This is a genomic window from Muricoccus vinaceus (assembly GCF_042433125.1).
Lineage (GTDB): Bacteria > Pseudomonadota > Alphaproteobacteria > Acetobacterales > Acetobacteraceae > Roseomonas > Roseomonas vinacea.
This window is the reverse complement of the sequence record NZ_JBHLVZ010000065.1, coordinates 1-21,956: the sequence shown is the minus strand read 5'-3', so window position 1 is coordinate 21,956 and position 21,956 is coordinate 1. Positions and strand designations below refer to the sequence as shown.

The window sequence follows — 21,956 nt, the reverse complement described above, 5'->3', positions numbered from 1 at the left end:
TCAGCCCGCCGCGCGCGTCAGGTGCGCGATGAGGATCCGTGCCGCGGCCGAGAGCGTCGACGGCGCTCGGGTCACGATGACAAGGGGCCGGAGAGCCCAGGAGTCCGAGAGGGGGCGGAGCCCGATCCGCATCACCGCGGCGTAGGGCTGCGCCGCCGTGGTCGGAAGGATCGCGGCACCCAGCCCCGCCTCCACCATCCGCCGCACCCCGTCGAAGCCCGAGACGTTCACCCGCTCGTTCAGCGTCACCCCCTGCGCGGCGGCACGGGCGCGGAAGAGCTTCTGTAGCGCCGTCTCCTCGGACTGGCCGACGAAGGGCACGCCGTCGAGGTCGGCGAAGGCCACCACCACCCGGTCCAGCAGGGGGTGCCCCGCCGGCAGCACCACGGCAAGCCGGTCCTCTCGCCACGGCGTGACGTGCAGCCCGGGCGCGGGAAGCGTGCCGGAGACGAGCCCGAGATCCGCCGCCCCGGAGGCGACCGCGCGGAGGATGTCGGCGCTGTAGCGCTCCTCCAGGGTCAGCCGGATGCCGGAATGGCCGGGCAGGAAGCCCGCGAGCGCCTCCGGCAGGAAGCCCGAGACGGCCGACATGTTCGCGTGCAGCCGGACATGGCCCCGCTCCCCCGCCGCGAAGGCGTCCATGTCCGCCCCGATCCGGTCGAAAAGATCGAACAGACCGCCCAGGTGGGTCATCAGGGCCTCGCCCGCCGCCGTCGGGGTCACGCCGCGGTCATGGCGCCGGAGGAGGGCGCTACCAAGGCGGTCCTCCAGCTCCGCGATGCGCCGGCTCGCGGCCGAGAGGGCGATGGCCTCGCGCTCCGCCGCCGCGGCGAGGGAGCGCTCCTCCACCGCGGCCCGGAAGAGGCGGAGGCTCGTTGGGTCGAGACGCCGGGCTAGGGCGGCTCCGCGCAGCGTGCCAGGTCGGACAGGGCGGACGGGGGCTGGGGACATGAGCGCTCCGGGAATGGCGGGAGCATACGGCTGCCGTGCGGGGAGCCATACGCCCCGGCAACGCGGGCCGACGCGGCCTCAAGCTTTGCCAGTGTTCGCTCGAAGAGGTGCTCCGCCTTGGCCCAGTTCCGGGTGAAGAGCGATGTGGCGACGACCCCGGCCCGCGTCCGCTGCACCAAGGAAGTCGCCCCGAAGCGGACAGGCCGGATCCGGCCAGACAACGCCAGAATGGATGGAACCAGACATGCCGCGTCTGCGTCCGCTCACGAGGGTGGAGCAGACGCCTGGGTGTGAGCCTTCAAGAACGCTTCCCTCGATGTTCAGAACCCGGCGTCTTGTCCAAGATGCTACGCGGGTGAGCAACTGTGCTGCGGTCTTAACGTGGCAGGGAACTGACCCGCCCGATCCCACTGACATCCAGGATTCCTGTCGCTGCCCAGCTGTGATTCAACCCTGCCCTTAGCAGGGTGGTGGCAGGATGGATCAGGGGCGGTTTGGGGTGCGCGATATAGTCTGGGAGAAGATCGCGTCGCTGTTGCCGGGCAAGGCCTCGGACAGCGGCGTGACTGGACTGTGTTGCATGGACCAGCTTGAAGGCGGAGGAGCACCATCGGCCTGTCTGCGGTCACGTGAGCCGGACATACTCCGGCCGTCCCAGCTCGAGCATGCGGTTCAGCACACTGACAGCGACGGCCACCTCTGTTGCGCAGCGCCCGTCCGTGCGCGAGCGCAGCCCGCCGCCAATGACCCGCTTGAAGCGCGCAATACCCGCTTCGACCAGACCTCGCCAGTTGTAGCCTGAGGCTTTCTGCGAGCCCATGCGGCCACGTTGGGCGACGGCCTGCAGGTGTTGGTCTCGCTGGGTTGGTGCCGTTCCGGCCATCGCACTTGGCACGGCGCTAGACCGTGGTGGCACGATCACCGCAGCACCAGGGTGCCGTGCAGCGACCTCGTCGTAGACACCGTCCTGGTCGTAGGCACTGTCGGCTGTGACTGAGACGATTGGGCCCGCGACTTGATCGAGTAAGGGACCAACCTGCGAGGCGTCATCAACATCGGGCGCCGTCAACTTGGCCGCGACGATCCGTCCGGTATCAGCGTCCACACCGATGTGCAACTTGCGCCACGAGCGGCGTGGCCTGCTCCCATGCTTCTCGACCAGCCACTCACCCGCTCCGCACAGCTTCAACCCCGTGCTGTCCACCAGCAGGTGTATGGAGCCGGTTCCGGGCCGCGGCTGCAGCACTTCCAGCGTCTCGGCTCGTCGGCTGAGCGTGCTATGGTCCGGCACGGCCAGATCCAGCCCGAGTAGGGCCATGATGGAGCCAATCAGACCTTCGGTCTGGCGCAAGGCCAGCCGGAACACGGACCGAAGCGTCAGGGCCGTGCTGATCGCAAGCGCCGAATAGCGCGGCTGTCCGCCCCGCGTGGTCCGGGGCTCCGCCTCCCAGGCCGCGATCGCCGCCTCCGTGAACCAAACGGTCAGACTGCCACGCCCGCGCAGGGCGGCATCGTATTCACCCCAGTTCGTCGCCCGGAACCGCTGCTTCGGACTACGGTGACGACGGTCGGCATTCGCCTTATGGGATGGCCCGCCCCTCATTCCTGCTAGCGTAAGCTGGCGTGGCAACCAGGGGCAAGGGAGCTGACCCATGTTGGAGATCGCGGTTCTCGGGGTAGATCTGGGCAAGAACAGCTGCAGCGTGGTGGGGCTGGACCGGGCTGGGCGGGTGGTCTTGCGGCGGCGCCTGCACCGGGACGGCGTGGTCAAGCTGGCCGCGGGGTCGCCGGGCTGCGTGGTAGCGATGGAGGCCTGCTGCGGGGCGCACCATCTGGGCCGTAGGCTGCGCGAGGTGGGGCACGAGGTGCGGCTGATGTCGCCCGAGTATGTCCGACCCTATGTGAAGGCGCAGAAGAACGACGAGCGGGACGCGGAGGCGATCGCCGAGGCGGCAACCCGCCCGACCATGCGCTTTGTTGAGCTCAAGAGCGAGGCGCAACTCGACATGCAGAGCCTGCACCGCGCCCGTGATCGGCTGGTGAGCGAGCGGACGGCGCTGATCAACCAGCTGCGCGCCATTCTGCTCGAGCGCGGCATCACCGTGCCCCAGGGACGGCACAAGCTGGAGGTCTACCTCGAGACCCTGCTCGCCGAGGAGCGGGTTCCGCTCAGCCCGCGCACGCGGCTGCTGGTGGAGGACCAGCGGGCGGAATGGCGCGAGCTGGACCGGCGCATCGAAGCCTTCGACCAGGAGTTCGCGGCCCAAGCCCGGAGCGATGAGGCGGCCCGGCTACTGACCACGATTCCCGGTATTGGGCCGCTGAACGCGACAGCCCTGGTGGCGGCGGTTGGCAGGGCCGAGACCTTCAGGCGAGGAAGGGATCTGGCGGCCTGGCTGGGGCTGGTTCCGCGGCAGATGACCACGGGAGGCAAGCCAAAGCTGCTGGGGATCAGCAAGCGAGGGAATGTCTACCTGCGCAAGATGCTGATCCACGGCGCACGGGCGGCACTCAAGGTGTTGTCTAAGACGGACACAGCGCTGAGCCGATGGCTGCACGGCCTGCTGCAGCGGGCCCACAAGAACACCGTCGTCGTGGCGCTCGCGGCCAAGTTGGCGCGGGTGGCCTGCGCAGTTCTGCGCAGCGGACGCGGGTTCGAGGTTGGAGCTGCGGGAACCCCGTAGCTCGCGAGATCAGTCGCGGGCGCCATCTTGGCGTGAGCGACTGACGAGGTCTGCGGGTGGTGGAAGCGAGATGGCCTGACAGTCGACCGGTGTTCTGGAACCCTGTGCCGTTCAATGGCGCTCGACGCCGATGTGCCTTAAGAGGACCAGAATGCGCGGATCTCCATCTTGGCCGGGGCGTTGCTCCGAGACCGGATACGTTGACGTAGACTGATCAGACTGGCTCGTGAGAAATCCCTTGCGGACGGGGCGGGCCATACGTTGACGTAGACTGATCAGACTGGCTCGTGAGAAATCCCTTGCGGACGGGGCGGGCCATACGTTGAACGGCAAGCTGCGCTCTCCTGGAGGATGACGGATCGTCACCCCATCAGGATCCTAACTCACCCAGATCGCCAAGCGGACCCGTGCAATACACTCTCTGACCGGCACGGGCTAGCGCTTGCACGTTAACCAATACGGCTGCTGCTCTGCCTTGCTCCTAGCCTTCTTTCTCGATTCTCGCTGTCTCGATGGATCTGTCAGAGTTCGCGCCAGGGGGGGCCGGATTGGCGAGCGGGGGCAGGTATGGATAGGTTCCTGACGGGTTGGGAGGCGGCTGGGAGCCTGGAATGGAGTGCGTAGACTGCGGTTCGGCGGAGACGACCGAACGGCGGGACCGTACGGCCCAGGGTTACCGGCGCTTCCGGTGCCGCGCCTGCGGCCGAGGGTTCAACGAGCGCAGTTCGGGAGCGCTGAACCGGGCACAGTACCCGAGCGATGTGATCGCCTTATACCAACCGCCTCAGACTTTGACCCGTGCCCAGGAGCGGCGCGTGATGGAGGCGATCTGCTCTGGCGTGCTCATCAGGGCAGACCAAGCGTGGCAACAGGCGTCGACGATGGCGTCGTAGCTGTCCCATACGCGATGGCTGAGCAGGTTCTGGCGCAGGAACTCCCAGACGTTCTCCACCGGGTTCAACTCGGGCGCGTAGCGCGGCAGCGGCAGGAGGCTGATGTTCCCGGGCAGGCGCAGCCTGGGTGACGTGTGCCAGCCTGCGCCGTCGAGCACGAGAACAGCGTGCGCGCCGTGGGTCACGCAGCGGCTGATCTCGGCCAGATGGATGTTCATGGCTTCCACGTTGACCTCGGGCAGCACGACAGCGGCGCCGATCGCGCGCTCAGGGCAGACTGCACCGAAGAGCCAAGCCCAGGTATAGCGGTGATCGCGCACGGCACGCGGGCGCGTGCCCCGCTTGGCCCAGATCCGTGTCAGCGTGCCCTGCTGGCCGACACGAGCTTCGTCCATGAACCAGATCTCAAGGGGTGTGCCAGGCGCAACCGCGCCGACGGCTTCCTTCACCCGATCAGCAAAGCCCCCCTAAAGGCCGCCTGCGCGGCGGGGTCGCTCTGGGGGTGCTGTGGCCGCACGGAAAGACGACGGAAGCGCAGCTTGGCCAGCAGCTTGCCGACCGTGCGCTCGTGCAAACTCACCCGGAACTCGCCTCTGATCCGCTCCTGCAGGTCACGGCACCGCCAGCGCACAACGCCGTCTCGCTCCAGATCCGGTCCTTCCTCCACCCAGCGGGCCACCATCGCCTCCTGCTCGCTCGAGAGCCGTGGCGCCGGACCCGGAGCACGGCGGTTCACCAGCCCGGCAAGCCCTTCATCGTTGTAGCGGTGCACCCAATCGCGGAGCGTCTGACGGTCCATGCCGCAGCTCTCCGCCGCCTCCTCACGCGAAGATCCCTCCAGCACCAGCGCGATCGCCAGCATCCGGCGTGCCGCACTTGCATCACGGCTCCGCGCCGCTGACTTCCGGAGTTCCGCCGCCGAACGATCCTGCCGCGTGATCGCCAACGCCATCCCAACCTCCCAGACCAGCCGTCACGAGGAGCGAATCACAACCGCCGCACGGGCGGGATCACATCCGAGTCAGTGGCTAAGGCGGTTGGTATTAGTGGTGCTGTGGCGCCTGCGCTACCGCCTGACCTTGCGGGACTTGGCGGAGATGTTCCTCATCCGCGGTATGGTGTTTAGCCACGAGGCGGTGCGGAAGTGGGAGGCCAAGCTCGCGCCGGTTCTGGCAGGGGAACTGCGCCAGCGTCGGCGCAGGAAGGGCGGCCCCGGGCACCGCTCCTGGCACGTCGACGAAACATATTTGAAGGTCCGGGGACGCTGGTGCTACCTGTATCGCGCAATCGACCGGAACGGTGACCTCGTCGACACCATGCTCAGCGAGCACCGCGACATGGCGGCCGCGAAGGCATTCTTCCGCTCGGCCAGGTCCGCCACGGGCATCGTCCCTGACCAAGTCACCACGGACGGGCATGGCTCCTACCCGCGGGCGATCCGCTCGACGCTTGGTAAATGGGTTACTCACCGCACCAGTGCTTATAGGAACAACGGGCTCGAGCAGGACCACCGGGGCATAAAAGGCCGCATCCGATGTATGCGCGGGTTCAAGAGCTTCACCTCGGCCGAGCGCTTCTGCCGCAGCTACGATGAACTCCGCAACCACCTCCGCCCTCGCGTCCGTCACAACCAGCATGTTCCCGCCAACCGCCGTCGGGTGCTTCATCTCCGTCGCGCGGAAAGCGCCCTCGCCATTCTCTCGGCAGGGTAGGCAAACAGCCTCAGGCGGCACGCGACGGCATCGCTGGCGCGAGAGCTGACAGAACCGAAGCTGCCGGCTCGGCTGTCACCGGCACCGGCAGGCTCTCGGCGACCTTGAAGGTATGCCGGCGCAAGGTCTCGGGATCAGTGCCTGCGTCCACCGGAAACAACTGCGCCAACATCTCGGCGGCGGTCCGGTAGGTCATTAGGGCAGAAAACTGCGCCCGCAACCGGTCCAGCTCTGGGGTCAAGCGGACGTGCGGCGGCCATCCCACGCCTGCCTGGGTCGTGGCACACCGTGCACAGTGGAAGCGGGGCAGCCGGACGGCAATCTGGCCGAACAGCGTGGCCAGCGCGTGCTGGCGGTAGTCCTTGATCCGGTAGGACGCGGCACAACCGCGGCACGCCGGACGGTGCACGGCATGAACCCGGGCCTGCGCGGCGACGATCTCCCGCTGAACGCCAGCCAGCAGCCGTTTGCCCTCGGCCAAGGTTAGGCCCAAGCTGGCCAGATCAGTGAGGTTGCCAGGCTTGGCGATCCGCATGACCTCGGTGCTGTGTTCCTCGTCCTCGGCCCCGATGCTCACCAGCTTCACGATCCAGACCACGCTATCCTACCTCGACGGGAAAATAGGCCTGAAACTACCTTTCTCGGCCTCGCCCCCCAATCTCGCGGCAGCCCCTTCACCCGTCAGGTAAGTGCTTGATAGACGAGCTGGCGCATGGCGTACCGGTAGTGCATCCGGTTCGCCGGCCCTTGGATCATGAGTACCGCGTAGAGATCCTCCTTCGGATCGATCCAGAAGTACGGCCCGTAAGCGCCGGCCCAGGAATAGTCACCGGCACTGCCCGGCAGGGGTGTACGCCCCGCCGAGCTCCTAACCACAAAGCCAAGGCCGAAACCGTGCCCATTTTCAGGCACCGGGGCGAGGACCGCCTGGTTACGGAAGACCTCCGGCTCAGTGCCCGTGCCCGGCGGAAGGTGGTCAGCCGCCATAAGCGCCACAGTAGAGCGCGACACGACCCTCGTGTCTCCGAGGCTTCCATTGCCCAGGAACATCTGGCACAGCCGTGCATAGTCGATGGCATTCGACACCAGCCCCTGCCCGCCCCAGAACCAATTGGGCCTCTCAACCAAAGCCGGGATGTACTGGCGCGCGTTGGTGAGCGGATCGATCTGTGGTTGGGCGAGGCGCCCCGCCCGTTCCTGCCCTGCCCGGAAGGCGGTTTCCGTCATACCGAGTGGACCAAGGATGCGTTCGGCGAAGAAGCGGTCCAGCGGCTGGCCGGAAGCTACCTCGACGACGCGCCCGAGCACATCCGTGGAGTGGCTATAATCCCAGTAGCGGCCGGGCTGATGCGCCAGGGGTTGGCGGGCAATGTTGGCAGTGAACGCCTCCCCGGTCTGCGACTGGTCGCCCACCTTCGCGTCCGCGTAGGCGCGGGCTATGGATCCCGCAGGCGCAGTAGGTGAACCGTAGGTCAGGCCCGAAGTGTGCCGCAGCAAGTCCAGCACGGTCGGCTCCCGCTCCAGCGCTGCGCCCTCTGTTCCCACCTTCAGATCTTTGAACTCGGGCAGGAAACGGCTGACAGGGTGCCACAGCATCAGCCGGGCCTCCTCCACCAGGATCATGGCCGCCAGCGACGTGACTGGCTTCGTCATGGAGGCGATACGGAAGAGGGTATCTTTCTGCATCGGTGCGCGAGTATCGCGGTCGCGCATGCCGATTGCTTCGTGCCACGCCAACCTACCGGCTCGGCCGACCACCACCACGGCGCCGGGAATGCGGCCGGCATCCACCTCGGCCTGGTACCAAGCGGTCAGCCGGCCGAGACGCTCACGTGAGAAGCCGAGCTCCTCGGGTCGCTCGGCTCGCTCGAGCGGCGGAGCAGCGCCCTGTGCCGCACTGGGCGAGGTGTGGGTGGCCATCAGGGCCAACCCGGCGGGTAGGGTGAGCGCGGCGCGTCGTGCGATCATCGACAGTCTCCTTCCTTGTTTCATCAAGCGGTCTTTTTCGGCACCGCTGGTTACGCTCCGCTCCCTGGCTCAGAACCGGATGGTGAGCGCCGGCACGTAGCTCACAAGGGCGAGCAGTACGATCGCGACCCAGAAGAATGGCCAGAGCGCTTTCACCGTCTCACCCATCGAACTTCCCGCGATTGTGGAAGAGATGAACAGCGTGGTTCCTACGGGCGGTGTGTAGAGGCCGATGCCGAGGTTCATCACCATGATCAGGCCGAGCTGCAGGGGATCAAGTCCGATCTCCGCGGCCAGCGGGACGAAGATCGGCGCTAGCAGCAGGATGGCCGGGGCGAGGTCCAGTGGGCCACCGATGGCGAGCATAATGAGGTTCATCGCAAGGATGACAAGCCAGGGCGAGCGCAGGGTGGAGGAGACCCAATCGGCGAAGCGCTGCGGCACCTCATCATAGGTGAGGATCCAGCTCGCGACTGCGCTGCCCATGATCACCATCATGACGATACCAGTGGCGATGCCGGCATCAATCATCGCTTTACGAAAGCGCGCCCACGAAAGGTCGCGGTAGAGCACCAGGCTTGCCACCAGCGCGTAGATCACCGCCATGACGGCGATCTCGGTCGGCGTGGCGAAGCCGAAGCGAAGGGCGACGAGGATGAGCACAGGTAGAATGAGGGCGGGCAAAGCGAAGAACCCTAGCCGGATGAGCCGGCGCAGATCTAACGGACGAGCCTCCGCGCGGATGTCCAGGCCACGCGCCTTCCACCAGCAGACCCCTACGAAGCCGGCGGCCATCAGAATGCCTGGGAGCACGCCGGCCATGAAGAGGTCGCCGATGCTTACGCCGCTCACGACGGCGTAGAGGATCATCGGGATGGAGGGCGGGATCAGAATGTCGATGACCGCCGAAGTCGCGTTGTTAGCGGCGCAGAGCCCAGCCGGATAGCCCTGCCGCTTCTGCCACGGGATGAGCACCGACCCGAGCGCGCTGGCATTGGCCACCGCGCTGCCGGAGACGCCGCCAAAGACCACCGAGCCGACCACGGTGGTGGAAAGCGCCCCTCCCCGCACCCGCTGCATGATCTCGCCCGAGAACCGCAACAGCTCCTCTCCCAGCTTGCCCTCCATGATGAGGGTGCCGGCCAGGATAAAGAACGGAAGCGCCAACATCGGAAAGGACTGGGTCTGCTGAAACATCTGCTGCGCGATGAGCATCAGCGGCATGCCCCTATCCCAGAGCAAGGCGGCACCGGAGGCGATGACGAGAGCGTGTGCCACTGGGATCACCGCGATCATCAGTACCACAAAGGCGAAAATCAGGGTGAGGCTCATGTCGGGATCTCCTCCGGACTGGGCGTTGGCAGAGCTTCCGGCCCGATCAGGGCGATGCGGATGGCGATGGTGACGGTTCCGACCGCGATCAGGACGCAGCCGACGGCGATGGCCCAGTAGCCGTAGCTGCCCGGCAGACCGAGGGCGGGGCTGCGCTCAATGGCCACAATTTCCGCCACCTGCAGCGCCTGCCAGCAGAGGACGAGATAGGCCAGCGCCACCAACACATGGCCCGCGAGCAGGACCCGACGCCGTCCCCGCCGTCCGAAGAAGCCCATCAGCCACTCCACCGCAATGTGGCCGCCCCGCTGCACGGCGAGCGCGACGCCCGCCATGATGAACCAGGGGAAGAGCTGCTGTGGCACCTCTTCTGCCCAGTCAAAGCCGCCGGTCGCGAGGACGTAGCGGGCCAGAACGTTGGCGGTCATGACAACCATGAGCGCGGTGCCGGTGAGGAGCAGGACACCCTGGCAGAGGAGGGCGATCCCGCGGTCCACGGCCAAGGTGACCGTGATCAGCGCGCCTAGGGGCGTTCCCTGTTCATGACGGGGCGCCCCGTCGCCAGCCGGAGCTGGCGATACGGAGGAGCTGTCCATCTCACGCGGCCGCGGCCCGCAGCCGCTTGACGAAGTCGCCGAAGGGCCGCGCCTCCCAGCGCTCGGCCACCGCGGACGTGGCAGTGCGGAACGGCGCCTGCTCAACGGCGTTCACTGCGATCACGGGATTGGCCCGGAACTCGGCCAGAAGCTTTGCATCGATTTCCTGCGACAGCCTGCGCTGCTCCACCGCCGCTTCCTTCGCGGCGTCCTGGAGAAGGCTGCGGTCATCGGCCCGGAGCCGACCCCAGGCAATCCGGGAGACAAGGACCGGGTTGCACTCCCACTTGTGGCCAGTGAGGGAGATGAAGCGGTTCACCTCGTACAGCTTGGAGGACTGGATGTTGGCGAGCGGGTTCTCCTGGCCATCCACCACGCCCTGCTGCAGGGCAACGTAGAGCTCGTTAAAGTTGATCTGCTGCGTCGCGGCGCCGAGGGATTGGAAGATGTCGATCGTCATCGGGTCAGGCGGCGTGCGGACCTTCAGGCCCCGCAGGTCCTCTGGGCGGGTAATCGGGCGCTTGCTATTGCTCGTGTGCCGGATACCATTGTCCCAGAAGCCGAGAGAGACGAGGCCGACACCCTCGAAGCGCTTCGCCAACTCCTCGCCCACCGAGCCGTCCACCACGCGATAGGCGGCAGAAGGGTCCGCGAAGAGGAAGGGCAGGCCGAGCGCCGCCAATTCTGGCAGCACCGCCGATGAGGCGCCCTGGCTATTCACCGAAAGGTCGAGCGTACCGGTTCGAAGTGCCGTCAGCATCGCCGCGTCGTCACCGAGTTGGGCGGAGCCGGCGACGCGCATTTCAATCCGGCCATTGCTTCGTTCACGCAGCCGCAATGCCATGCGCTCGGCTGCCAGGCTACGCGGATTGCCCGGTGCGGCACCGTGGCCGAGCGTGAGCCGCACCTGGCCCTGGGCCCGCAGCGTGGCTGGGGCTGCAAGGATACCGGCAGCGCCGAGCAGCGCCGTGCGACGGGTGGTCTCGAACGTTATCATTGTTTCCTCCGTTTTGATCTTTTTGGGTGGAGACTAGGGGCTAAAGCCAGCTCTTGATGCTCCGCGCCATGGCCTCGGCTGAGATGCCGTAGCGGTCGTGCAGGGTCGGCAGGGCACCTGCGTCGAGGAAGGCGTCGGGCAGGGCGACCTGCCTGAAAAGGGGCGGCGCCACACCGTTCCGCAGGAGCGCACCCGCCACGGCCTCGCCCAGCCCGCCAATGACAGAGTGGTTCTCTGCAACCACCACTGCGCGGCCAGTACGAGCGGCCTCACGAACGATGGTCGTCTCATCCAGCGGCTTGATGGTCGGCGAGTGCAGGACGGCAACGCTTACGTTGTCTGCCCCGAGAAGCTTCGCAGCTTCCAAGGCACGCATTGTCATAAGGCCAGAGGAGATGACGAGCACGTCGGCACCGTCCTGTAGCAGCTTTGCCCGTCCCAACTCGAAGTGGTAATCGTACTCGTCCAGCACCAGCGGCACCTTGCCGCGTAGCAGGCGCATGTAGACCGGACCTTCATGGGCCGCGATGGCGTGCGTGGCCTGGCCGATGTCCAGTGCGTCGCAGGGATCGACGATGGTCAGGTCCGGCATGCCGCGAAAGATCGCGACATCCTCGGTGGCCTGGTGGCTCGGGCCGTAGCCGGTCGTCAGACCAGGAAGGGCACAGCAGATCTTGACGTTCAGCCCCTCTTCCACGATCCCCTGGCTAATGAAGTCGTAGGTTCGACGTGAGGCAAAGACAGCATAGGTCGTCACGAAGGGCACGAAGCCTTCATGCGCCATGCCGGCGGCGGCGAGCATCATGTTCTGCTCGGCCATGCCCATCTGGTAGTAGCGGTCCGGGTAAGCTGCACCGAACACGTGCAGGTCCGTGTATTTGCCTAGGTCGGCCGTCATACCAACGATCTCCGGCCGCTCCCGTGCCGCCTCGACCAGCGCATGTCCGAAGGGCGCTGCGCTGGTCTTCTGCCCTTCGGAAGCAATCGAGGCGATCATGGCCGATGTGGTCCGCCGCGGCTTGGAGGGATCAACCACCGCCGCCATGGGGCTGCCCACCAAACCGTCGCGCCAGGGACCCCGCTTGACCCGGTTCATGTCTGCCTCCCAGCGTCCAATGCCTCGAGGGCTAGGCTCCATTCTCCTTCGTCCACCCGGATGAAGTGCGACTTCTCCCGCGCTTCCAGAAATGGCACGCCCTTCGCCATCTTCGTGTCGCAGATGATGACGCGCGGCTTCTGTTCGGTTAGGCCGCGCGCGGTGTCGAAGGCGTGGACGAGGGCGCCGATGTTGTTGCCGTCCACCCGTTGGACATGCCAGCCGAAGGCCTCCCACTTGGCAGGCAGCGGTTCGAAGTTCAGCACACCGGTCGAGACGCCGTCCGCCTGCATACGGTTCACGTCCACGATGCAGATCAGGTTGTCCAAGCGCCAGTGTCCCGCGGACATGGCGGCCTCCCAGGTCGGGCCCTCGTCCAGCTCGCCGTCGGACATCAGGTTGTAGACGAAGCGATCGGAGCCCTTGCGCTTGAGGCCAAGCCCGATGCCGATGGCGATACCAAGGCCGATGCCAAGGGAGCCGCCGCTGATCTCCATCCCCGGCGTGTAGCTGGCCATGGCCGACATGGGCAGGCGGCTGTCGTCGGTGCCGTAGGTTTCGAGTTCGTCCTGCGGGATGATGTCCGCCTCGATCAACGCGGCGTAGAGCGCGATGGCGTAGTGTCCGATGGAAAGGAGGAAGCGGTCACGTCCCTCCCAATCCGGCTCCTCAGGGCGATAGCGCAGTGCGTGGAAGTAAGAGACTGCCAGCACATCTGCCACACCGAGTGCCTGAGCGATGTAGCCTTGGCCTTGCACCTCGCCCATGCGCAGCGCGTTGCGCCGGATGCGCCAGGCGCGCTCCTCTAGCGCCGGCGCGTTGGCGAGCGGCATTGTTCGCGTTTCCATTCCGCGTCTCCTCCCGTTTGCTTGTCGATATCGGTCCCGCCGATGCGGGTAACGTCCTTAGTGGATCAGCATGCCGCCGTTGACGTCGATCACCGCGCCTGTGACGTAGGAGGACAGGTCGGAGGCAAGGAAAAGGTAGATCCGTGCGACGTCGATTGCGTCACCTAACCGGTTCAGTGGGATGCCCTTGATGATGTCCGCCCGCATCTCGTTGGTCAGCTTGCCGCCGGTGATGTCGGTCTGGATCAGTCCGGGCGTGACGCTGTTCACCCGGATGCCGTCCGGTCCCAGCTCGCGCGCCATTGCCTTGGCCAAGCCGAGCACGCCGGCCTTGGCGGCCGAGTAGTGCGGGCCGCCGAAAATGCCACCGCCACGCTGAGCCGACACGGAGGACATGCAGGCGATTGAGCCCTGCTGACGCTCACGCATATGCGGAATGAAGGCTTGGCTCAGATAGAGGACACCCGCCATGTTGACGTCGACGATGCGCTTCCAGTCCTCCGGCCGGATCTCCATCGTCTTGACGGCCTGGGAGATGCCAGCGTTGTTGATGAGGACGTCGACCATCCCGAGTGCCGTGATCGCCTGCTCGGCGGCTTGCCGACAGCTGCCAGGGTCGGATACGTCGCAGCCAATGCCGACATGCCCGTGGCCGAGTTCCGCTGCGGCACCCGCGGCGCCTTGAGCATCGAGGTCGAGGATCGCGACCCGTGCGCCGTGCTCGGCGAAGAGCTTCGCCGTAGCCCGTCCAATTCCTCGGGCACTTGCCGCGCCCGAGATCACCGCGGTCTTGCCGGTGAGAAGCATTCGACGTCCTCCATTATTCGTTAATGGAGATGTGAGCTATCCATCCACTCACCAACAAGCGAGAAATTCGCGTGTTTTGGTGAGATTAATTCACCTGTAGTTTGGTGGGATCGTGTGCCTCCGGCTTGGAGCCGAGATCCGGCTACTCTGCCTGATCGAGCCCAACATCTAGTTCCAGTTCCCGCCCAAGCCAGCGGAGGAACAGGGTCATGGAACGCGCATAGCGCCGCTTGGCTGGGTAGACGAGCCAATGCCCGGTGTAGACCACGTCCTCGCAGATGCCCTTTAGCGGCCGCATGAGGCGGCCGGAGGCCAGTTCACGTTCCGCCAGCATGGTGGACTCTAGTGCCACGCCAAGACCATCAACCGCCGCACTGATCGAGATGAAGCTTCGGTCGAAGCGCGGGCCCTTTGGCAACGGCGCCGATAGGCCGTTGGCGGCGAACCAAGCGGGCCAGCGCACGCGCTTGTTGTCGCTCTCGATGAGTACCTGCCCAAAAAGATCCTGCGCGTTGCGGATCATCGGTGCGAGGGACGGTGCACAAAGCGGCGACACTACTTCTGTTCCAAGAGGCAGTACAATCATGCTTTGCAGGCCAGCGCTTCCCAGGAAGTCCGATGACGGTGTGCCGTAGACAACATCTGCGTCGAACTCGTCGGCGAGAAAGCGCGTGTAGTCTGTGCCGGCGGCGATCCGCAGATCCAGTCCTTCGCACTCTGTCATCAAGCGCCCGAGGCGTGGCACGAGCCATTGCGCCGCGAAGCTCGGGGCGCTGTGCAGCTTCAGGAGTTCTGGCCGCCGGGCCGCAACGCTGCTGATGCCAAGTTGTAGTTCGCCAAAGCCGCGTTCCACATGCCGCATCAGAGTGTCCCCCTCGGGGGTCAGCTTGACCGAACGTCCTTCGCGTTCGAAGAGCACTGTCCCAAGATCACGCTCCAGCGCCCGGATGGCGTGGCTCACCGCGCTTGGAGTCAGACCAAGGTCTTCCGCCGCCCGGCGGAAAGAACCAGTGCGCGCAGCAGCCTCGAAGGCGCGGAGTGCACTCAGGGGAAGGTGGTGAAACACGTTGGACCAAGAGCTGTGGTTCAGCCATTGATGCCTTGACAACAGTACCTGGCAAGGGTGCTTCTGAGCTAGATTAGGCTGTTTCTGAGCTCTAGGCGGCGGGGTTGGAGATGCGCTTGACCGTTGCCGTCATCGCGGAAGTCCTGTGGGCTGTGGTGCATGAGCAGGAAAGCGGTACGGGGTGGACGTCCCAAGGTCCGCTACCGGGTGCGGAAATGGCGTGAGTTCAGCTAGGGCCTGATCGGTTGCGGCGACTTGACCATTTGGCTGCCCCCGATCTGGTCCAACACTGGCCTGGACGTTACATTGGGTGTTTTCTAGACGCACGGGGTAGACGAGGCAGGAGTCGTCGTGTTCTGCGAGCAGCTACGCGGGGCGCAGGTGCTGGGTTTGTTTCGACCTAGTTGCCCCGCACGGCGGCGATGGAGGCCTACGGACAAGCTCACGGTTGGTTAGGAAGCAGGACATCCCTGCAACCGCTTATAGGCGACGCAACGCAATCTCCTCGACCTGATGGTTTTCTTCTTTTCGCAGGATCAGGTCCGCTCGCACCCGCGTGGGCAGAATGTTCTCCCGCAGATTGACAAGGTTGATCCCCTGCCAGAGCGCGTCTGCCGTCTCGATGGCCTCCGCGTCACTCAGCTTGGCGTAACGGTGAAAGTAGGATTGGGGATCGCGAAAGGCAGTGTCGCGCAGCGCCAGAAAGCGCTCGACGTACCAACCCGCGAGCGCCTCCTCCGCCGCGTCGATGTAGATTGTGAAATCAAGGAAGTCGGACACGAAGGGCACGTTCTGTCCGCCATGGGGCGGGGCACCTGCGTGCAGCACGTTGATGCCCTCCAGGATCAGGATGTCGGGCCTGTCCACTACCGCGGCCTCGCCCGGCAGCACGTCATAGGTCAGGTGCGAGTAGACAGGCGCACGTACGAGGTGCGCACCCGCCTTCACATCGGAGAGGAAGCGAAGGAGCGCTGGCAGGTCATAGCTTTCCGGAAAACCTTTCCGCCGCATTAGTGCGCGGCGCTCCAATTCAACATTCGGGCGCAAGAAGCCGTCAGTCGTAACGAGATTCACACGAGGCGTCCTCGGCCAGCGAGAGAGGAGGGCCTGCAGGACACGAGCCGTCGTAGATTTACCAACTGCGACCGACCCGCCGATGCCGATGATGAAGGGCACCTTCGTCCCTGTGTCGCCAAGAAAGCGCCGCCGCGCCTGGAACAGCGCCTGCGCCGCCTCGACATGCATCGCCAGGAGCCGCGAGAGCGGGGGGTACACCTCCTCTACCCCCGCAAGGTCGAGGCGGTCGCCCATGGTGCGAAGACGAGCAACTTCCTCAGCCGAGAGCGCCATAGGCGCCTCGTCGCGTAGGCGGGCCCACTCGGCGCGGGAGAAGGTCAGAAAGCGAGAGAAAAGTTCAGTCACGGCTTAGGAACAGGAATGGCAACTGCGGCGTACACGCACCGGCGTGGCCAGCCACGATACTGTCTAGGACGCGAAGGTCACGGGTGAGGTCGGCGGTGGTGCACGGAGCCGTGGCGTTCATGGGAGCTATCCTATGCACGTCGGGTTATCTCATCACGCCCCCATTCATGGCCACAGGGAACCTCCTGCATCAGTTGCAGGCTCATCTGGCCTGCCCACCGCCTCAAGAGATCAGAGACTACGCCGGCCCTCCCCTGGTTCAGCCGACGTGAGCGCCGCGGCTGGACGCACGGGCTTACCGTGGTTGGCGAGGATGCCGCGCGTGGAAGGTCTAATTGCCGGCTGGCAGGTCTCCCACAGGCGTCCGGACTGGCCATAGCGGTGGGCGATGGCAATCAGCCACCAGCTCAGCCCGCTACGACCAAGCGTTCTGGCTAGACCCGGCCGGCGATCACCACGGGAGCAAGCGGCAGGGCAGACACTCCATCCACCAGGGGCAGGAAAGTTCCGCCTTTGCTGGCGATCCAGCGCTGGTCCCCACACCCCTGCCCTTCTTTCCGGCGGGTACAGCGGGCGCCCTCACGTCCCTGTTGCTGCCCACACAACTGTGCAAGGAGCCACTTTCCTGTGGCAACCGCCCCGTCCCTGTCCCTTGGGCACGATAATAAAAGATTATCGTGCATAAGTGACGGCCAAACCGAAATAACATGCTGTTTTTGCATAAATCTGCTTCTAGCGTGGCGTGGTGGGGGACACCTGCACGTCCGGCAACGCTATTCCGTCCACTAATCCTATTTTTCGGACGGAACAGGCCGCGTCACATTCGCGCAGGCCCGACAACGCGTCCCCTCCCCTGCCCCGGCGGCCTGCTCCGGTGCCCACGCCCGCCGCGGCCGAGAGACCAGCCCCGTCGGATACGACGCGCGTCTCAGGACATGTCGGAGCCGGCGTTACTCCAAGCCGATGCGCCTTGCACCTTCCCGGAACAGGCTTTCCCCCTCCGGCACGGGCTGCATCGCGGCGATGAGGTCGTCCACGCGGTAGCTCGGCAGCGTCCTGCGGATCACGGCAACATGGGCGCGCGCCTCATCCAGGCGTTCGGCCAGGGCGAGGGACACGGCCGCGATCGCCAGTATATGGGCGTGAGCGTTCGGGCGTGCCGCGGCCTTCAAACTCGCATCGGCCGCCTCCCCGAACTGGCCGAGGCGCAGGAGCGCCATGGCGCGCGAGCCGAGTATGCCGAAGAGCATCGGGTCGAAGGGGCTGAGTCGTTGCGAGTGTTCAGCAGCCGTAACGGCTACCGCCGGGTCGCCAGTCAGCGAATGCACGAAGGCAAGCGTGTAGTGGCCGAGCGCGAAGTTCGGGCTCAGCTCCACGGCCTTGCCCAGCTCCTCCACCGATTGATCGTGGCGGCCGCGCAGCCAAAGGGCCCGGCCCATGGCCCAGTGCGCGGCGGGGTCGCGGTCGTCAGCCATCAGGCCCTGCCCCGCGGAGGCGTAGGCCCGCTCGATTTCTTCCTCGCGCGATGCCCAGCCCTGGAACGCGTTCTGCCAGTGGGTAAAGGAAAGGCCGGCATAGGCGCGTGAGAAGGTGGGATCGAGGCGTAAGGCAGTCTCAAAGAAATGCCGGGCCCGCTCATTGTCAGGCTTGTTGAAGCGATACATGTGCCAGAGGCCGCGGTGATGCGCCTCCCACGCGTCGAGTGAATCTGGCGGCTTCAGGACAGCGTGGTTGCGTTCGATCGCCTCGATCTCGCCGGCAATGGAAGCAACGATCCGATTACCGATCTCCTCAAGGGCGAGGAAAGTCTCGTCCGACGAGTGGTCGAAGACTTCGGCCCAGACGATGCGCGCGGTCCGTGCCTCCGTCAGTTCGATCGCCACGGCGAGGCGTTTGCCCCGGCGCTGCACCGATCCGCCCACAACATAGTCGACGCCGAGGGTCCGGCCTGCCTCTGCCGAGGCTATGCCGCGCTCCCGCAGTGCAAAGACAGTGCCCTGCGCGATCACGAACAGGCTGCGTAGCTTCGCCAGTCGCGTGATCACGTCGTAGGTGAGCGCGTCCCCGAGCCTTCCGCCGGGCGTTGACCCAGCGGTGAGGTCGGTGAACGGCATTACGGCGACCGACGCCCGGCGGGCCGTGACGGGCGTCACCTCCGCCGAGGTTGGAGGCGGTACGGGGGTCGCGGCGGTTCGGGGCGCTGACGGGTCATCCACCCCGGCGTGACCTCCACCGGAACGGGCCGACCGCCACAAGGCTCGGAGGGGCGCGGCGTCGAGGCCTTCGGCGGCGAATAGCCGAAGCGTTGCAGCGAGGTGTTCCTCTCCCTCCCGGATGCGGCCGCGGCGCGCGAGCGTGTTCAGGACGGCCTCGTGCGGTCGGAGGTCGAACGGGGCGAGCCGGAGCCAGCGCTCAAGGATTGCGGACGCGTCAGCGTCCGCGAGCTGTGCGGCGAGCTGTTCCAGCAGGGCGGCGTGAAGGTCGCGAAAGTGGCGGCGCCGGGCGATAAGCCAAGCATTGAAGATGGGCTGGCGCTCAATCTCGAGACCTTCGAGGAAGTCGCCGGCAACAAGATTGGCCAGCGCTCTCAGGCGCACGATCGAAAGCGTGGCGAAGTCTTCGCGCCCGGCACGGTCGAACTCGATCGCGTCCACGGCGCAGCCCGCCAAGTCCAGGGCGACCGCGTCCATCCGCGTTTCGACCCGGTGATGGCCGGGCTCGTCCAAGACGCTCCTTATACGGCTGAGGCACCATCGGAGTTCGCCGCGTGGGTCGTTGGGAACGTCCCATAGGAGTTCGCAGAGCTGGCCACGCTGGGCGGGCTGCGGGGTCAGCGCGAGGTAGGCAAGGAGCGCACGGACCTTGCGCGATGCCGGCAGCGTGAGCGGCACGCCCGCATGAAGGACGGTCAGCGGCCCGAGGAGGCGGATCTCCAGCGCTGGAGCGCTCTCTCCCCGACCTGGCGGGTCCGATTCCATGCGCATTCCCACGCCGCCTCCCACGGCCACCTCCACGCGCTGCCGCTACGAGAAGGGGGCGAGGAGGCGACGTGCTGGGCAACGGGCCCGCGGGTCCTCTCCGCGTGCGGGCGGTAAGCATAGCAGCGAACCGCAGGAAGGAAGAGCGATCGTGTTCGCCGCCCGTGTCCCGACCCCAAGCCGCCTCCGCTCCAGAGGCGGCGCATCGAAGCCCTGCTCGGCCCAAGGAGAATGATCATGTCCGCATCTGCCATCCTGCCCCAGTCAGCCGCCACGGCGCCCGATCTCGCGGCCGTGAAGACCCGTCAGCAGGCGACCTGGGCCGCGGGCGATTACGCCATCATCGGCACCACGCTGCAGATCATCGGCGAGCGGATCTGTGAGGCGGTGGACCTGCGCGCGGGCGAGCGCGTGCTCGATGTCGCGGCCGGAAACGGCAATGCCACGCTCGCGGCGGCTCGGCGCTTCGCGCAGGTGACCTCGACGGACTACGTCGGTGAGCTGCTGGAGCGGGGTCGGGAGCGGGCAGCCGCCGAGCGCCTGGTCGTCGCCTTCCAGTCCGCCGATGCCGAGGCGCTGCCGTTCGAGGATAGGAGCTTTGACGTCGCGCTCTCGACCCTCGGCGTCATGTTCACGCCAGACCAGGAGAAGGCTGCGGCGGAGCTGATCCGCGTCGTACGTCGCGGCGGTCGGATCGGCCTCGCCAACTGGACGCCAGAGGGCTTCATCGGCCAGGTCTTCAAGACGATCGGGAGGCACCTGCCGCCGCCAGCCGGCGTACGCTCGCCCGCGCTTTGGGGCACGGAGGTGCGGCTGGCCGATCTGTTCCCGGGCCAAGCGGTGTCGGCGACGAAGCAGGTCTTCAACTTCCGCTATCGCTCGGCCGCCCACATGCTCGAGATCTTCCGGACCTACTACGGCCCGATGAACCGCGCTTTCGCGGCACTCGACGGCGCGGGAGCCGAGGCGCTGGAGAACGACATGCTCGTGCTGATCGAGCGGGCTAACCGCGGCGGCGCGGACACGCTGATCGTGCCGAGCGAGTACCTCGAAGTCGTCGTGACGCGGCAGTGACAACCGTGGTGCGCGATCAAGGAGAAACGTCATGAACACGTTGAAACAGAGCCGCCGCGCATGGGGCGCGGCTGTGCTCCTCAGCGCCTCGGTTGTCCTGTGCGGGACCGGACGCGCGCAGCCCATCGGCGCGGCGGGTGCCGAGGTGCATCCCAAGACGTGGCAGACCTGGGTGCTGGCCTCGGCGGGGCAGTTCCGCCTGCCCCCGCCGCCCGATGCTGCGGCGACGCGCGCGGAGGCGGGACAGCTCCGTGCGATGCAGGCCTCGCGCGACGCGGAGACGCTTGGGCGCATCGCTTGGTGGAACGCCGCCGCGCCGTCCTACCGCTGGAACCAAATTGCGATGGAGGAGGCGCTACGGGCCGGCATACCAGTCAATCTCGCCTCGAGGCACCTGGCGGTACTGCACACCGCGCTGGCCGACGCGATGGCTGCCGCCTGGGATAGCAAGGCGGCTTACAACCGCCCATGGCCTGGTTCCGCCGACGAAGGGCTGCGACCCGCCGTCGCGCCTCCCGCACATCCCTCTTACCCAGATGAGCAGGCCGTCGCAGGTGCTGTCGGGGCCACCATCTTGTCCGAGATCTTTCCAGGTCGCGCGGCCGAGCTCGCGCGGCTGGCAGAAGAGGCGGGACGGCTGCGACTGGTGGCGGGCGTCTCGTATCCGAGCGACGTGACGGCCGGGGCCGCGCTCGGGCGGCAAGTCGCGGCTGCGGCATTGGACCGGGCGAGGCGCGACCGCACGGATCAGCCCTGGACAGGGTCGGTGCCAGCGGCCCCGGGCGGGTGGACGGGCTCCAACCCAGCTCTGGCACAGGCGCCGGGATGGGTACCATGGCTCATGTCTTCGGGCGGTGAGTTTCGGCCGCCTCCGCCGCCAGCAAGCGATTCGGTGGAGCGCGCGACGGAGATGGCAGCGCTTCGTGCCGTGGAGCGGACCCCGTCCACCAACGCCCGTGCCTTCTATTGGGAAGCGGCGGCCGGGGGCCTCCGCAGCCATGAGTACTGGAGCAACCATGCGGGGCGGCTGTTGATGGAGTACGGGCAAGCGTCGGACCCGGCCCGCGCGGCGCGCGCCTATGCGTTGCTGAACGTGGCGCTTTACGACAGCGGGATCGCATGCTGGGACGCGAAGTACGCGTACTGGACCATTCGTCCGATGCAGTTGGACCGCGAGTTCCGCCCGGTGATCGCCGTGCCCAATCACCCGAGCTACCCGTCGGCGCACACCTGCTTCTCGACGGCGGCCGCGGCAGTGCTGGCGCACCTGTTCCCGCGTGACGGCGAGGCCTTGGCGGCGCTGGCCCGCGAGGCCGGGGAGTCCAGGATCTGGGCGGGCATCCACTACCCCAGCGACGTGATTGCAGCGGATCTGCTCGGCCGCCGCGTGGCGGAGCGCGCAATCCAGCATGCGCGAGGCGACGGCGCGGGCACCATCCCTCCGTGAGGGCACTCAGCGCGATCGCCTTAGAGTCCGTCCGAGATCATGTAGTTTTCTGACAGAGCCTTCGGAGCATGCGTCGGACGGAGGC

Annotated in this window: 18 protein-coding genes; 4 read left to right on the top strand and 14 right to left on the bottom strand. The window is 66.4% G+C overall.

What is annotated here, in order from left to right:
- Window positions 1-951: a LysR family transcriptional regulator gene (locus tag ACFFIC_RS18560; protein ID WP_377053070.1), complete on the bottom strand. Its 951-nt coding sequence runs from the start codon at window positions 949-951 to the stop codon at window positions 1-3.
- Window positions 952-1,576: 625 nt separating this feature from the next.
- Complete coding sequence (locus tag ACFFIC_RS18555; RefSeq protein ID WP_377053068.1) at window positions 1,577-2,554, bottom strand: IS5 family transposase; 978 nt, start codon at window positions 2,552-2,554, stop codon at window positions 1,577-1,579.
- Between the two features lie 49 nt (window positions 2,555-2,603).
- Between ACFFIC_RS18555 and ACFFIC_RS18550 the strand changes: the two genes are divergently transcribed.
- Window positions 2,604-3,635, top strand: coding sequence for an IS110 family RNA-guided transposase (locus tag ACFFIC_RS18550; RefSeq protein ID WP_377053066.1), 1,032 nt, complete (start codon window positions 2,604-2,606; stop codon window positions 3,633-3,635).
- Between the two features lie 784 nt (window positions 3,636-4,419).
- Here ACFFIC_RS18550 and ACFFIC_RS18545 read toward each other — a convergent pair.
- Window positions 4,420-5,480, bottom strand: a protein-coding gene (locus tag ACFFIC_RS18545; RefSeq protein ID WP_377053064.1) for an IS630 family transposase whose coding sequence is annotated in 2 segments (ribosomal slippage) — window positions 4,420-4,994 and window positions 4,994-5,480 — 1,062 coding nt in all. Because the reading frame shifts where the segments join, the coding sequence is not laid out codon by codon here.
- On the opposite strand from ACFFIC_RS18545, the gene ACFFIC_RS18540 reads away from it, so the two are divergent.
- Window positions 5,464-6,240, top strand: a complete 777-nt coding sequence (locus ACFFIC_RS18540; protein ID WP_377053062.1) for an IS6 family transposase — start codon at window positions 5,464-5,466, stop codon at window positions 6,238-6,240. The two genes, ACFFIC_RS18545 and ACFFIC_RS18540, sit on opposite strands and share 17 nt — an antisense overlap.
- A 10-nt stretch (window positions 6,241-6,250) precedes the next feature.
- Here the strand turns inward: ACFFIC_RS18540 and ACFFIC_RS18535 are convergent, their stop codons facing one another.
- From ACFFIC_RS18535 to ACFFIC_RS18485, 11 genes are all read right to left on the bottom strand, one after another.
- Window positions 6,251-6,838, bottom strand: coding sequence for a hypothetical protein (locus ACFFIC_RS18535; protein ID WP_377053060.1), 588 nt, complete (start codon window positions 6,836-6,838; stop codon window positions 6,251-6,253).
- A gap of 83 nt (window positions 6,839-6,921) precedes the next feature.
- Window positions 6,922-8,208, bottom strand: a complete 1,287-nt coding sequence (locus tag ACFFIC_RS18530) for a serine hydrolase domain-containing protein (RefSeq protein WP_377053058.1) — start codon at window positions 8,206-8,208, stop codon at window positions 6,922-6,924.
- Window positions 8,209-8,277: 69 nt separating this feature from the next.
- Window positions 8,278-9,540 carry a TRAP transporter large permease gene (locus tag ACFFIC_RS18525; protein ID WP_377053056.1) on the bottom strand — a complete coding sequence of 421 codons (1,263 nt, stop codon included), beginning with the start codon at window positions 9,538-9,540 and terminating at the stop codon, window positions 8,278-8,280.
- Complete coding sequence (locus tag ACFFIC_RS18520; RefSeq protein ID WP_377053154.1) at window positions 9,537-10,037, bottom strand: TRAP transporter small permease; 501 nt, start codon at window positions 10,035-10,037, stop codon at window positions 9,537-9,539. The genes ACFFIC_RS18525 and ACFFIC_RS18520 overlap by 4 nt, the downstream gene beginning before the upstream one ends.
- A gap of 100 nt (window positions 10,038-10,137) precedes the next feature.
- Window positions 10,138-11,133, bottom strand: a complete 996-nt coding sequence (locus tag ACFFIC_RS18515; RefSeq protein WP_377053054.1) for a TRAP transporter substrate-binding protein — start codon at window positions 11,131-11,133, stop codon at window positions 10,138-10,140.
- Between the two features lie 40 nt (window positions 11,134-11,173).
- Complete coding sequence (locus ACFFIC_RS18510; protein ID WP_377053052.1) at window positions 11,174-12,229, bottom strand: transketolase family protein; 1,056 nt, start codon at window positions 12,227-12,229, stop codon at window positions 11,174-11,176.
- Window positions 12,226-13,062, bottom strand: coding sequence for a transketolase (locus ACFFIC_RS18505; protein ID WP_377053050.1), 837 nt, complete (start codon window positions 13,060-13,062; stop codon window positions 12,226-12,228). Before ACFFIC_RS18505 ends, ACFFIC_RS18510 begins: the two co-directional genes overlap by 4 nt.
- Window positions 13,063-13,134: 72 nt before the next feature.
- Window positions 13,135-13,884, bottom strand: coding sequence for an SDR family NAD(P)-dependent oxidoreductase (locus ACFFIC_RS18500; protein WP_377053048.1), 750 nt, complete (start codon window positions 13,882-13,884; stop codon window positions 13,135-13,137).
- Window positions 13,885-14,026: 142 nt separating this feature from the next.
- On the bottom strand, window positions 14,027-14,950 hold the full coding sequence (locus tag ACFFIC_RS18495) for a LysR family transcriptional regulator (RefSeq protein WP_377053046.1): 924 nt from the start codon (window positions 14,948-14,950) through the stop codon (window positions 14,027-14,029).
- A 480-nt stretch (window positions 14,951-15,430) separates the two neighbouring features.
- A complete protein-coding gene (gene coaA / locus ACFFIC_RS18490) occupies window positions 15,431-16,372 on the bottom strand; it encodes a type I pantothenate kinase (protein ID WP_377053044.1) in 942 nt (313 codons plus the stop codon).
- Between the two features lie 950 nt (window positions 16,373-17,322).
- Window positions 17,323-19,350, bottom strand: a complete 2,028-nt coding sequence (locus tag ACFFIC_RS18485) for a hypothetical protein (RefSeq protein WP_377053042.1) — start codon at window positions 19,348-19,350, stop codon at window positions 17,323-17,325.
- 237 nt (window positions 19,351-19,587) lie between these two features.
- On the opposite strand from ACFFIC_RS18485, the gene ACFFIC_RS18480 reads away from it, so the two are divergent.
- Window positions 19,588-20,424, top strand: a complete 837-nt coding sequence (locus ACFFIC_RS18480) for a class I SAM-dependent methyltransferase (protein WP_377053040.1) — start codon at window positions 19,588-19,590, stop codon at window positions 20,422-20,424.
- 31 nt (window positions 20,425-20,455) lie between these two features.
- Window positions 20,456-21,871 (top strand): phosphatase PAP2 family protein, encoded by a 1,416-nt coding sequence (locus tag ACFFIC_RS18475; protein WP_377053038.1) that lies wholly within the window; start codon window positions 20,456-20,458, stop codon window positions 21,869-21,871.
- Window positions 21,872-21,956 lie beyond the last annotated feature (85 nt).